This is a genomic window from Cupriavidus sp. DB3, assembly GCF_020418465.1.
GTDB classification, from domain to species: Bacteria; Pseudomonadota; Gammaproteobacteria; order Burkholderiales; family Burkholderiaceae; genus Cupriavidus; species Cupriavidus cauae.
Genome location: NZ_JAIZPL010000001.1, coordinates 652847 through 666067, shown reverse-complemented (window position 1 = coordinate 666067; position 13221 = coordinate 652847). Strand labels below are relative to the sequence as shown.

Genomic DNA, 13221 nt, shown 5'->3' with positions numbered 1-13221 from the left:
GACTGCTATCATGAAATGGCCAGAAAAAACCGCTACAACGTTCTGCGATACCAGCGATATGAAACACCCAGAAGAAGCGTTGCGAGCGTTTCAGAACGCGTGGAATCGGCACGATATGGAATCCTTCGCAGCATTGTTCCATGAGGATGCGACATTCGTGAACCGGTTTGGGCGCTACGTGCGCGGCGTCGAGGCGATTGTCGAGATGCACGCTCCGATTCACGCAACGATCTACAGTGATTCCACGCTCGAAAACGAACTGATACACGTGGTGACCATCGGCCCCGAAGCGGTGGTGATGCATTTTTGGAGTCGACTGACGGCTGGAACGGCTCATCCAGCGGGCCCGCATGCTGTGGATACAGTGATCCTTGCGGTGCTGACGCGACAGGAGGGCGATTGGCGAATCAAGGCGCTGGAGAATGTCACCGTGACGGATCCTCGCACCGGCGCGCCGAAGTTGAGAGAGGAGCTGAAGGATTGAATCTGTCGAGAGGCGGGTTCAACTCGATGCACGGATATCCGCTACGACACCGCCGCCTCCTCCCTGGCCCGCAGCTCCTGCACGAGGCTGACGTAGGCCTGCATGGCCGCCTGCGTCGTCATGCCCTTGCGCGCGGCCCAGGCATCGTATTTGGCGCGGCCCACGACATCCATGACGCCGGGGCGCTCGCCCACCACGTCACCGATGCTGCCTTGCTTGTAGAGCGCGTAGAGGGCCAGCAGCGTGTCGTTGTCCGGCGCCTGGCGCAGCGTCTTTGACAGTGCCGCCGCTTCCGAGAACGCCTTTTCCTGCGGGCTCGGGCCCTCGGGAACCGGCTCGCCGCCGAAGAAGCGGTCTTCCAGCGTGACATCGTCGGGAAACCAGCGCGCCTCCAGCAGCTTGCCGGCGCGCATGGCAAGCGCCAGCACGCCGGGCGATGCAAGCGCCTCGCCGGCCATCAGCGTGGCCGGCAACACCGCCACGCCGGCGTTCAGGCTCGGCATGCCGAAGGCGCCGAAGCGCAACGGCGGCTCGCCCATCGCCCAGCCCTTGAGCCGGGCGAGGCCTTTGCCGCCGCGATAGACGCCCGTCGCGCGGTTCGCACCCGGTTGCAGCCACGCAAAGTCCGGAATGCCGGCGGCGTAGAGGCCCGCGAAGTCTCCGGATTCGAGCAGGCGCCGGGCGGTTTCGAGCAGCGCCAGTACCTCGGCGGGCGTCATGGCCGCGTCCACCGGTCCCATGCCGAGCGAGGCCGCGGCCGTGACATCGAAGAATTCCAGCACGTTGCGGGCGACGATTTCGCGGTCGTTGTCGACGCAGACCATGTGGTAGCTGTCCTCGAGCACCACCATGCGGGCCAGGCCGGCGCGCTTCCTGCCGCCGATGTGTTCGACGAGGTAAGTGGCCGAGCGCAGGCTGGTCAGCTCGTCCTCGCGCGCATGGACAACCAGCGTCGGGCAGGCGATCCGGTCCAGGCCCGTCATGACGAAGCCTCGCAGCCGGTCGACTTCGCGGATGCAGGCGAGCGGCACCCATCCATAGTGGAAATTCTCGCCGCGTTCGAACTTGGCCTTGACGATGGCGCGCAGTTGCTCGTTCTTGATGCCGTACGGTTCTTCTTCCATGACCTTCATCCGAGCCGGCACGCCCGGTACCCGATAGAGCAGGCTTCGCGCACCGCGATACCACGGCGTGGCCCAACCGTCGATGTAGACCGGCGGCGCCAGCACGACGAGCTTGCCCTTGGCATGGCGTTCCCGCTTGGCGGTTTCCACGGCCAGCAGCGATCCCATGCACATGCCCATCAGATGCAGCACGTCATGCTGGCCGATGATTTCGTGGTACTTCGCCCGCACCGCTTCGAGCCAGTCCTCCGCGCGCACGTCGACGAGGTCCTCCGGCTTCGTGCCGTGACCCGGCAAGGTCAGCGAATGCGTGACGAATCCCGCGTTCTTGAGCCGCTTGTGCATCGAGCCCAGGTCGTACTGAGTACCGCCCAGACCGTGGATCAGGAAGACGCCGGGCTCACGCATGGCGTTCCGCGCCCACGGGCGTGACCAGGCGCAGCAGGCATGCCACGCGCTCGACGGCGCCATCCGGCCCCCTCACCGGTGCAAGGCGCGCCTGCACATGCAGATCGCGTCCGCCGAGCCGGATGTCATACGCATCGGTGCTCATGTCGCGATGGCCGGCTGACACGGCTTCCCAGCCCGCCTGCGCCAGTGGCCGGTCGGCATCGTCGACGCGGTCGAGCCAGTCGCGGATATTGCGCAGCTGCGCCGCCTCGGCGCCGAGTACGGCTTCGGCCGATTCTCCCCACCACGCGACGCCGGTGACGGCATCGAACTCGACGCTTGCCACGCCATTGGCCTGCAGCGTCCGCTCGTAGCGCAGCTGCCAGTCGCGTGCCTTGGCCAGCGCGGTTCGTCGCGCCTCGTTGAGCGCGCGACCGGCGAGAAGCAGCACTGCCCACACCCAGACATAAGCCTGCACCTCCACCACCGACTCGCCCGGAAAACCTTCGCGGATCGCAAACGGTCCGCCGCCGTGCGCGGTCAGCCAGATGATCAGCAGCGCGCCCACCAGCGTGGCAACGGCGCCGCCGCGCGGGCCCCAGAACATCGATGCCAGCAGCAGGAACGGCATCGGCAGGTAAGTGAGCGTCGCCGCCACGTCGCCGAAGCGCTGATGCACGCTGCGATCGAAGACGATCAGGGTCGTCAGCAGGAACAGCGCGAACATGGCCGCACCGGCGCCGAACTGCTTCATCGGCATGCCCCCGGAACGCTTGACGGCAAATCCCTTGAAGCCGACGATCACGGGCGCGACGAGCAGGATGCCGACGATCGTGGAAAACGCCCAGGCGCGCCATTCGCGGGCCAGGTCGATAGCGCCCCCCGGTTGCAGCCAGCGCCAGAGTTCCACGGCGAGCGTCGCGCCTGCCACGCTGGTGACGATGGCGCCTGCCACGAGCAGCGCCGCGGCCTGCAGCGGCCGGGCGGCATGTTGGCGAAGCGAGGCGATCCAGGCGCCGATCGCAATGCTGGCAGTCTCGATCGCGGAGAATGCGAGCGCGGCGCCGAAGGGCAGGGCGTGTCCCGCGATGCCCCAGATGGCGGCGGCAACGACGGTACCGGCCAGTATTGCCGCCCGCATGCCTGGCGGGCTCACCAGCCAGGCGCCGAAGCTGACGCCGCAAGCCAGCCATACGGCGACAGCCTGTGTTTCGCTCGCGGCCATGGCGCGCGACAGCATGCCCACGGCCAGATAGGCAATGGCGACGAGGATCGCCACGACGATGAAGCGGGTGCCTGCAGACTGCATCGGTATCCCCCATAGATCCGAATCCCTGCCGGAGCGGGCCGCGGACGCGGCCGGCATGCGTCGATGAGGATAGTAGTACAAGGTCGCGCAGGCGCAACATAGTGACTAGAATCCCCGTGGAGCATATCGTCCTTGGGGGAACGATGATCCGGCTCGCGCTGATCATGCTGGGATTCGACTATCTGCGCCAACGGGCACGCGGAATGTTCTGGCTCGGCATCGCCTTTCTACTGGCCGGCATCGTGCTGTTCATCGACGGATTGGACGGCGCCGTCTACTTTCCGCTCGAGCTGTTTGCGCTGCTGCTGATGGCCGGCGGCATCGGTACGCTGGTGGTCGCGTTCGTCGGCGCGGGCGGCATGCGCAGCATGCGCGTGTTCAAGGGACTGTCCCTGATAATCGCGGCCTCCCTTGTTCTGGCAGGCCATCATCATGGCCACTTCTGGCTGTCGATGCTCTTCGGCACGCTGTTCCTGCTCGATGGCCTGCTGCAATGCGTCTCGGCGAGCGTGGTGCGGTTTCCGCGCTGGCGCATCGCCGTGGGCATGGGGGCGATCGAGATCCTGATCGCGATGTTCTTCTTTCAGCCTTATCCGACGAACTATCGGGGCACCGTGCCTTACGCACTGTCGCTGTGGCTGTTGTTCGGCGGCTGGGGCATGGTCATGCTGGCCTACCGCGCGATGCGCGTTCCCGAGAGCGCAACGATCGAAAGCCTCATGCATGGTCCGCGACGGCGGCGCGCCGGGGCAGAGGAGGGCGGTAGGACGAAAGCCGGTTCTCCGCCGGTTCGTACGGGCGCGGCGCACGAGCCGGTGCACAAGGTCACGAAGACGCTGCTGTTTCAGCAGCCCGAGCCATCCGCCACGCTTCCTGCCAAGGATGGCCCCGCACTGACGGTCCATGTCTGGACGCCATCCGGCTCGGTCGAGCGTCCGCTGCGGCGGCGCCCGGTGGTTGACCGCTATATCGCCGCCGTCGACGCCAACGGCGCGATCTGGACCGGCCATGCCGCGCTGGAATCGCCGGAAGGCATCTACATCAGCTTCGATCCGGCCACGCCATTGAACCGTACCCCCGACCGCGTCGCGCAAGCGCTGCGTGCGTCCAGCGACAACGATGTGCCAGGGCGGTTCGAACCTGACTACGCCACGGAATCGGCTCGCCGCGGCGATTCCACAGCGCGCGTGCACCTGCGCAATTATGATCCGGCGCGGCTGGAGCGATTCTGGAATGCGTGGCGCTCGGACACGACCTACAACCTGACATATCGCAACTGCGCGGTCAGCGTGGCACGGGGGCTGGAAGCGGCCCTGGAGGGCGCGCTGATGCGCCGGCACGGCCATCGCCACAGCTGGGGCCTGCTGCTCAAGACGATGCTGACGCCCGAATTGTGGCTTGCCGCGCAGATCCGCAAGCGGGCCAAGACCATGGCATGGACGCCCGGTCTGGTGCGCGACTACGCGCGCGCGCTAAGCCTGCTGGTCGATCCCCATCCCGGAGCGCAGGCCCGGCGTGCATGGCGGGTTGGCATGCCGGCGTTGAGGCGACTGCGGCGGCAGCGCCGGCAATGGCGGGAGGAGGATGAGCGGCGCGGGGATGAGCGGCGCTGATGAAATGCATTGTCGATCCCCGGTGCGATGTTCCGATGGCTCGTGCAGCAGCGCTGCGTCCTGGCCCGCCCGTTCGCCGGCATCAACGTCCGCGGTAGCGCCACACGTCAGCACGGGACAAGCATGTTGCTTGCCCATTGCGCCGGCCTCGGAGCGCCGGCGCGAAGCCGCACTTGTTCACAGCGCATTGCCTGATGGTGGAATCTAGGCGGCGTCGCCGGGAATCTCATGACCTTGTTCGCGCAAGGCCTTTGTCCAGCGCTTGATGCGGGCACGTAGCCGTCCCTGAGCAGCCCTTTCCATCGGCATGTCGTTGACGCGATTGATAGCGGCGTCCGGCGAAACATAGCCGTGCTGAATCAAGGCCATGCAAAAGACGCGATCTTTGTCGCGATCCGCGGCAGCCTTGGCCATAAAAAGGTCCAGGACGTCCAGGCAATAGGCTACGCGCCCGTTGGTGCCGGACGTCTGGATGCGCTGCAACCGGCTCTGCCATCCGGCCGGCAGACACGCTGTCTCTGGTCCGACTCCTTGCGCGTAGTATCCGTAAGTCTCGTGAAAGCGGGAGCCTTCGCCGATGGCGGCATCGATTTCATCCGCCTTGTGGATAGCATTGAGCGGGTAGATGTCAGCCTCCGCCGACATGGTGAAAATCGCCGGGGGATTAGGGATCGGGCCCAGAATCGATTGACTGCCAACAACGACGAACTCGTACTCGTTCGTGATGTCGGCAGCCGCTCGGATGATGTGTTCCAGATCTTCACGGTTCATGCGTCTCTCCGAGGATAACGCCGGTCTTCAATGCTTGGACCTGCGCTAACACATTGCGCCGCACGTCGTCTGGTAACACCGTGGGCAGAGGAGAGGCCTGGCGGAGTTCCTGAGCACGCCGCGTCCGGCCAAGCGCTTTGCGCCAGGATCGCTTCGCAAGGATCGATTCCCACTCGGACCACAGTGAATCGGACCGTGACCCACCCTGTGCGCGCCATCGCTGGAGGACTTCCTGAGCCCGAGCTAGTAGAGCGGGGTCATCCTGTATCAGCCGGATCGCTTCCTTGTGAAGCGCCATGCTTTGGAGGTCCTGCGCCTCGTGACGGCTGGAGTCCGTCCGGACCCGGACTTCGACCTGTGGCGCAGGACGCCTGGATGACGCGGCCGCGGAGTGCTCCGGTGGCGGCTGGAACGTATCGCTAACCAACAGGGCAAGATCGGCGGCCACGCCCAAAACGGACATGACGCGAAGATACGTGCCCATGGAAGGCGCCGGGTCGCCCGCTTCAACGGCCGCGAGAGTGGTCCGGGAGATGCCAACGCGCTTTGCCATCTCGACCGTGCTGACGCCTTGTGCCTTGCGCAAGCGTTTGATGCGATCGCCGAGCTGCAACAGCAAGTGACGTTCCAGAACAGAGGTGGTATCGGTGAAGGATGGCATGTTCAGTATTCTAGACAACATTGGCGCTTTTGAGCATTTTACCGGACAAACTTTGTCGGCGCTGCTCGGTATCGTGCGCGGTTGGAGTCCCTATGGCGGTAGCCAGCATATCTGCGTCCAACCCGTTGTTTTGCGTAATTTTGTTACTCACGCACTGACGGCGTGACGCTGCTTGTCGCTTGCCTAGTAACAAATTTAGTTGAACAAACGTTGCAGAAAATTGTTACTCCGTTGAACGGTTCAACTTAAAGTGTTCTTTGGATGTACGGCGGCCATGTTACATCTTCAGTCTGTCAGGTAGCGTGCGAAGGGGCGTGTCTCCCCGGCAGGTTATTCGTCTGCCAGTTTAAACGTGCCGTCGCCCCTCGCAATAATGCGTTCTGACCTGATCAGCGACGCCAGTCCTTCCAGAACATCGGCTACTTCCATCTCGAGCTGCTTGGCGATTTGGACCGCGTGCAACTTCTTGACGCTTGCACTGACGAGGTCGAGAATCTGGCCTTTGGGCCCCGACTCATAAGGTAGCCAGCTCAGCCGGCGGTGCTTGTCTGCGGTCTTGTCAATCTGAGGTTCGCGCTCTCTTTGCCGTGCAAGAAGTCGGTTCCGCATTTGCTCGTCTTCTTCGGCACTGGCGCGCTGTCTCTCGCGCTCTGCCGCAAGCCGCTGCGGACCCTCGGCGATAAAGGCGTCCATCACCTCGATCGGTCCCTTTCGGAAGGGCACTCCTCGAAATGCGCCGTGCTCATATAGCAGCTGTCGCAACCGTTCACATCGATACGATTCGCTCTCGCAGACGTCGGGTAGGTATTGCGCCTGTTGCTCCGCCGGTATGTCACGGTAGTAACGGCCACCAATCATGACGTAGCGCTCGATGAGGCGGAGCAACAGCTCTTCTCTGCTTAGTTCGTCGGGGTTTCCCATTGCCGCTCACAATGAAAAGAGGGCTGGCTCATCGAGTTAAAAATTGTAACAAATCTGTGCAGAGATCGAGCGGCAGGCGATGAACTGGGCGTATCCGCCCGGCACGACGCTCGCTTGCTGGTGTCCTGGGGAAGTTTGCCAGCCTCGCGCGACTGTCGGGAAGAGGACCGCAGCGACGGTCGGCAGACGGGGTGGGAAAGGCTGTAGCAAGTTCACTACGGACTTCTCCTGTGAGACGCGCCTAGCCTGACTGCGTGTCAGCCCTGGCCCGATGCGTCGCTTGCATTCTCGTGCAAGCCTTCTATCGTTCAAACGTTTTCCTAGGCAATGTCGCCCGTCCTGCCAAGTCGAGGACCGCTTCATGGATCCAGGCAACGATGAACATTACGGCGGCGGGCGAGTCGTTCGTGGCCAACGCGTCGACACGTCGGGTTGGCCAACGCCAGACGAGGGCGCGCTCGACGATCCGCGGCGCGCCTTGTACTTTTCCAGAAAACACGCGGTCCAGCTTTATCTTTCCGGCGCCGACGCCCACACCATCAAGCGTCTGACCTCGTTCAGTGACAAGCAAGTTTATCGTTTGATTTCCGAGCGTTGTCTTCAGGCGCATCCAGATGGCCAGCCGTATGGTTGGCGTGGCTTGGTGCCGTGGCTAAGAGTACGGCCATACCGCCGCCGCACGAAAATCCGTGTCGACCGGTTCGGCGGCGGGGCAGCCGGAGCGCTGCAAGCCACGCTGGATGCGCACCCGGAACTGCGCCTGTCATTCGAATCCCGGATTCGCTCTAGCCCATCGTCCAAACGGTTATCCGAGGCCAGGCGATCGCCCCGACGGCATTGGCTGTGGTTTCTTGACCAACTGCGCGAGCGCGGCTATGAGGCGCGCGGCGACTGGCCGTTCAATACATCGACTCGCGCTTACTTCACGATCTGTCGCTTCGTTGAACAGGTGCTGTCCTCGGACCCGAAATCGCTCGCAGCCAGCATCGGGGGAGCCGATCTGGTGCGCAAGCTGAAAGCCGGCGATGGATCCGGTCGGCCGGCCCTGCGGTTCATGCAGCGGGTCGAAATGGACGCGCACAAACTGGACGGTCGCTTCTGCGTGTCGCTGCCGCTCGCCGGCGGCGGCTTCACGGAGAAGATCGTGCACCGGCTCTGGGTGATTGTGATCCTCGAGGTGGTCTCGCGCGCGGTGGTTGGCTACTACTTCAGCACCGGGCGAGAAGTCTCGAAAGACGATGTCCTGCGGGCAATCAAGACCGGACTGAGCCGGCCGAAGCTGCGTCCCGTGACCTTTTCCGACACCCCATACTTGCCTGATGCAGGGCTGCTTGGCTCGCTCGGCGAGGAATTTGTGGGGCTGTGTTGGGATGAAACCAGCGTCGACGGCGCACTGGCGGAAACCTGCCAGCACGTTCGCGCTGCGCTCCAACAGGCCGTGGGTTCGACCCTGCTGGAGCCGCGCAATTCGTTCGCGGCACGACGAAGCAAAGACGATCGCCCGTTCATTGAGTCGTTTTTCCGCAACCTCGCCGGACGTGGCTTTCAGCGCTTGACCAACACGACCGGGGCGAAGCCGCAAGATCGGCAGGGCCGTGAGCCAGACGGCGTGGCGCTGGCCAGCCGCTTCCAGTACGAATATGCCGAAGAGCTGTTGGGCGTGCTGATCGCCAACTATAACGCTACCCCTCACCGCGGCATTGGCAACCGGACGCCCTTGCAGTATGCGGCCTTCCTGCATCGGCATGGCGGCGAGACGTGGCGCCGGGTGGATGCCGCCGCCATGCAAGGCTTGTTTAGCGTGAGAAGGCGTTGTGTGGTCAGGGGCGGCGCGGCGGTGGGGCGGGCACCGTACGTGACCTTCCATTATGGCCGCTACAGCAACGAGGTACTGCACAACCGGCAGGATCTGGTGGGCACCGAGATCTGGGTGATCTGCCATGAAGAGGACGATTGCCGCGTTGCGCTGGCCTCAACGCTCGATGGTGTGCCGTTGGGGGTGCTGCGCGCAGCGCCGCCATGGCACTTATCGCCGCATAGCCTGGCGGTACGCGCGGCCATCTGCCGCGCTTGTGCCAGAGGCCAGTTTGCGATTTCCCCCGGCGGCGATGCGATCGAAGCCTTCATCCAGTACGTCGAGACGCAGCCGCACAAGAAGCTCCCGGTTCATCCGGCGTACCTGGAAGCCAGGCGCATCTTGGCGGCGGCCTCCCAGCTTTCCATTGGCGCCGTGATGCTTGATGCCGCGCTGGAGCGCGGTCGCGGCGGGTCATCCCGAGGTGGGGAGGCGCCCGAGGTCGCGCCGGCCGTGACACGGGCTGACACAACCGGTGACCCGGGCACGGATGGGAAGGGTGAGCTTCCCCCGCGGCGCATGGCGCGAACGGAGTAGAACGTGTCGTTCTCGCTGCCCGAGCGCATCGATCCGCGTCACTGCATTGTGACCAAGCAGTATGCGATCTACACGCCGCCGATGCATGCCATGATCGAGCAGATGGGCGAATGGATCGATCAGCAGCGCCCGGGCGGCTATATCTATGGTGCGTCGCGGCTCGGCAAGTCGCGTTGCGTGCAGTGGTATGTCGGCAAGGTGCTGGAGGAGCGATTTAGCGCAGTCGTGCCCCTGGTGGTATGGAGCCGACGCCCCGACAGTCATTCCAACGAAGCGGCGTTCTGGCATCAGATTCTGATGGCGTCGCACTTCGAGTTCGTCAACCCGGCCAAGGTGCCCAAGCGGGTCGAGGCGGCCTATCTCTGTCGGCAACGCTTCATTGCCATCGCCAACAATGCGTGTCGCAACTATGTCGTCTTGTTGATTGACGAAGCGCAGGATTTGACGCTGCGCGAGTGGAAGTGGCTGGTGGGCCTGCAGAACGATCTCGATTACGACGGTTACCTGCTCAGCGTCTTCTCGGTCGGCACGCATCAATTGAACTATCGACATGAATACATGGCCAGCACCGGCAACGCGCATGTGGCCGCCCGCTTCATGGCAGCCCATGCGCGCTTTCACGGTCTGCGCTCGGTGCAGGAGATCGAGTATGTGCTGAACGGCTATGACGTCGACTCCGAATGGCCGGTCGACAGCGGGGTGCCGTTTCTGGCGTATTTTGCGCCAGAGGACTTTGCCCGCGGGCGCCGGCTGGCCGGCAGCGCCAAGCTTCTCTGGAACGCCCTGGTCGAGTTGTCACCGCAGCAGGCGCGACGGCGGCATGAGTTTCCGATGCAACACGTTGCCAAGGCGACCGAGAGCGTGCTGTTCCAACTGGCCCGCGGCATGGACTGGGACGAGGCGACCTGCTACGAGAATTGGCTCAGAGAATTGGCCAAGACCAACTTCTCTGACCACATGAGAATCATCGCCGCGGGCAGTTAGCGGTGGCGAGCTATCCCTCGATCAATTGGTGGCCAGATAATCTGCGGCCCTACGAGTCGGCGCTTTCGTTGGTCGCCAGGTTTTGCGCGTTCAATCGCATTTCCGCGCGAGCCGGCTCCGCGTTCCTGGGAATCGAGCCACACCATCCGGGATTTCCCTCCGATGATGACGTCGCGCGGGTGTCATCGCTATTGCGCGAGAACCCGGCGCGGTTGGCCGACGTACTCCAACAGACGCTCGATTTGCAGGAGTGCGGCACCTATGCGCCCCCTCCGGTCGACAGCCACGAAGCGAGCGTTCGGTATTGCGCAGCCTGTGCGCAACATGGTTATCACAGCTACCTGCACGAGATGCCGTGGTTGGCCAACTGCCCCGTACATCGGGTGGCGCTGACCACAGTGCCGGCCGACGGGACCGGCACCATAGGGGCCCGCCGCATACGGGAGTTAAAGCGCTTGATGCAAGGGCATTGCGCCGCTTGGCCGGACTTCGCGCCGGCATTCCCGACGCGCGAGCCCGGCGCTCTGTTGATGCTGGCATCGTGGGTGCACGACGCGTGCGAAGCCGCCAAGCGGATGCAGGCTGGCGAGCTGTGGCGGTCCGAGGCAGGTACGCATCGTGGCAAAGTCGCGATGGCCCAGGCCATTGGCCAGCTGCGCACGCTGGCCCCGCTGCCCACCGAGCTCGAGCCGCTGTTTGCCGACTGCGGTGACACTTGGATCGTCCATCAGACCCGATTTCCGGGCGCAGTCAGTCGCGAGCTGGCACGTCTTGGCGGGCGTGGCTTGCGGTTTGACTCCCTGTTTGCCTTCTATAAGGATACCGGCGATACGTCCGAAGGCTCTCCAGCGTGGTACTGCCAGTCCGTCCAGCAGCAGATCAGGCAGCGCCATGGCACCTGCGGGTGTCGGTGGGAGCGCGTCAAGGCCGGGTTCGGCGCGTTCTGTTGGATCAAGACCCAGCCTGATGAGTTGGGGCAAGAGCCGGTGCAATGCCCGTTTGAAGTGGCGGTGCAGGACCTAGAGCTAGACTGGGGAAGCCGGGGCAGGGCGCTGCCCTCGCGGCTCGCGCAGCAAGAGATGTATCGCTTTCTAAAGGAATCGCATGCGATGCGCGATGCTGGCGTGCTTTCCTATAAGGAGGGGGCGCAGGTGTCCCCAGACGGTTACCTATACACCATGCAATCGGTATGGCCCTGCTGCGAATGGAATCGGGACTCCCCTTTGCTTGAACTGTTCCGGACTGCCGCGCGTTGGGAGATCGACAGCGAGCATCGCGCCATCACGCGCTGGCTGGACGATATTGAAGCCGGCAGCCATCCTTCCCACCGCCAGGACCCCCTCTACTGTGTGCGCTTGCGCAGCGATGAACAGGGGGCGTCGCTTCTGCATTGGCGATCGGCCGACCACCGGGGTCGAGGGTGAGGGGGCGGCGCTGGCGGGCCGGGCGCACGAGGGACCGCCGGCGGCCGCCAACCCTCTACGGTCAAATCCCAGCCCGAAATCAGGGCACCGACCGGGCCGGCAGCTATCAGTTGGGCATCGTGGTCGCGTTCCGCGGATGTTCTGGGACAGCCGGCCGTAGCGAGTAGGCTGGTGCGGCCAGGGATGAAGCGCACCGATCGGCTGCCGGTACGGTGGGGCGACAAAAAAGCCGCCTGTGACGGCAGGCGGGCTAAAACGGTCGACGCGGAGGCGCCTTGACGCGCCGTTCCAGCTGCAGGGCACTGGCGGCAGCGCGGTCGCGGCGCGCGATCTGCACCGCTACGAGTGACGCCGGGCTGGCGAGGCGGTGCCCTGTTTCAATCAGCCGACCATACAAACCACAAGCGCGCGTCGCCTCAGCCATCGAATAGTGATGGCCATCAATCAACGCAAGGCGCACTTGGTCGCCATAGCGTATGCGCGAGCCATCCACGGGTTTCATGCATCGATTGTATAGCAGCCTGGAAGAGGAGCCGCTGTGCCCGCAGCCATCATGGCCGGCGTCTGCTCGGTGAATGGGGCTTGGCAGACGTCGTTTGATGGCCGGATGTCTGCCGTTCTTGGCCCACGGCCGGGCCGAAATCCACTTCACCGTGGCGGTTTTCAGGTGTGATGCCGGTGATCAGAGCCTCTACGTCATACTCATCCCTGGTCGCTGCCACGATCTCGGCCGGGAGCCGGAGCGAGGCGCCCTTGCCCGACTTCCGTATTCTTGTTCGCATCCGATGCTCCCGACGTTGCCACCCCGTCGATACTATACCGTGCCCCCGTTGCCAAGCGGGGCAAGCGCGCTCATGCCGTCAGCGGCAATCCCGGCCTCCGGTGGGCTTAGCAAGGGGTTACGCCACTGTACCCAGCGCCGGGCTGCCGTCAGGCGAAATCAGGCGCCGGCTCAGCTCCAGGAATTTATCGCTCGGCTGCAGGCGCCCTTGAAACGGCCGGCTGATGTACAGCCCGGCGTAATCCCAGTGGCGCGCCTGAAAAGTAATCGCGATGTGCGACGTAGAGCGACTTGACGGCCACTGCTGCGAGTCAAAGCGCAAGTTTTCCTTGCGCATCGCTGACGAACAATGATCCCGTGTCCTGGG

The 13221-nt window shown here is 63.9% G+C and carries 12 protein-coding genes; 6 read left to right on the top strand and 6 right to left on the bottom strand.

The genetic code is table 11. From position 1 onward, the window contains the following. The first annotated feature begins 10 nt into the window (after positions 1–10). On the top strand, positions 11–484 hold the full coding sequence (locus K7G19_RS02820; protein WP_226105654.1) for an SgcJ/EcaC family oxidoreductase: 474 nt from the start codon (positions 11–13) through the stop codon (positions 482–484). A gap of 41 nt (positions 485–525) precedes the next feature. Here K7G19_RS02820 and K7G19_RS02815 read toward each other — a convergent pair whose 3' ends face one another. Then, entirely contained in the window at positions 526–2016 is a 1491-nt protein-coding gene (locus tag K7G19_RS02815) for an acyl-CoA-binding protein (RefSeq protein ID WP_226105652.1), read from the bottom strand. Next, positions 2009–3277, bottom strand: coding sequence for an MASE1 domain-containing protein (locus K7G19_RS02810; RefSeq protein ID WP_226105649.1), 1269 nt, complete (start codon positions 3275–3277; stop codon positions 2009–2011). The genes K7G19_RS02815 and K7G19_RS02810 overlap by 8 nt, the downstream gene beginning before the upstream one ends. 173 nt (positions 3278–3450) lie before the next feature. Here K7G19_RS02810 and K7G19_RS02805 point away from each other — a divergent pair, with 173 nt between their 5' ends. Next, positions 3451–4920, top strand: a complete 1470-nt coding sequence (locus K7G19_RS02805; protein WP_255650664.1) for an HdeD family acid-resistance protein — start codon at positions 3451–3453, stop codon at positions 4918–4920. 204 nt (positions 4921–5124) lie between these two features. Here K7G19_RS02805 and K7G19_RS02800 read toward each other — a convergent pair whose 3' ends face one another. Beyond that, positions 5125–5691, bottom strand: a complete 567-nt coding sequence (locus K7G19_RS02800; RefSeq protein WP_149320254.1) for a DUF6036 family nucleotidyltransferase — start codon at positions 5689–5691, stop codon at positions 5125–5127. Beyond that, positions 5681–6352 carry a helix-turn-helix transcriptional regulator gene (locus K7G19_RS02795; protein WP_226105647.1) on the bottom strand — a complete coding sequence of 224 codons (672 nt, stop codon included), beginning with the start codon at positions 6350–6352 and terminating at the stop codon, positions 5681–5683. Before K7G19_RS02795 ends, K7G19_RS02800 begins: the two co-directional genes overlap by 11 nt. Between K7G19_RS02795 and K7G19_RS02790 the strand changes: the two genes are divergently transcribed. After that, a complete protein-coding gene (locus K7G19_RS02790; RefSeq protein ID WP_226105646.1) occupies positions 6351–6518 on the top strand; it encodes a hypothetical protein in 168 nt (55 codons plus the stop codon). The two genes, K7G19_RS02795 and K7G19_RS02790, sit on opposite strands and share 2 nt — an antisense overlap. A 164-nt stretch (positions 6519–6682) precedes the next feature. Here K7G19_RS02790 and K7G19_RS02785 read toward each other — a convergent pair whose 3' ends face one another. Continuing rightward, complete coding sequence (locus tag K7G19_RS02785; protein WP_174107776.1) at positions 6683–7273, bottom strand: hypothetical protein; 591 nt, start codon at positions 7271–7273, stop codon at positions 6683–6685. 361 nt (positions 7274–7634) lie between these two features. Here K7G19_RS02785 and K7G19_RS02780 point away from each other — a divergent pair, with 361 nt between their 5' ends. From K7G19_RS02780 to K7G19_RS02770, 3 genes are read left to right on the top strand one after another with little or no spacing between them, the layout of a single operon-like run. After that, positions 7635–9665 (top strand): hypothetical protein, encoded by a 2031-nt coding sequence (locus K7G19_RS02780; RefSeq protein WP_174107777.1) that lies wholly within the window; start codon positions 7635–7637, stop codon positions 9663–9665. Between the two features lie 3 nt (positions 9666–9668). Next, on the top strand, positions 9669–10649 hold the full coding sequence (locus K7G19_RS02775; protein ID WP_053821748.1) for an ATP-binding protein: 981 nt from the start codon (positions 9669–9671) through the stop codon (positions 10647–10649). Between the two features lie 2 nt (positions 10650–10651). After that, positions 10652–12073: a hypothetical protein gene (locus K7G19_RS02770; protein ID WP_174107778.1), complete on the top strand. Its 1422-nt coding sequence runs from the start codon at positions 10652–10654 to the stop codon at positions 12071–12073. Between the two features lie 250 nt (positions 12074–12323). Here K7G19_RS02770 and K7G19_RS02765 read toward each other — a convergent pair whose 3' ends face one another. Beyond that, positions 12324–12575 carry a hypothetical protein gene (locus K7G19_RS02765; protein WP_144425785.1) on the bottom strand — a complete coding sequence of 84 codons (252 nt, stop codon included), beginning with the start codon at positions 12573–12575 and terminating at the stop codon, positions 12324–12326. Positions 12576–13221 lie beyond the last annotated feature (646 nt).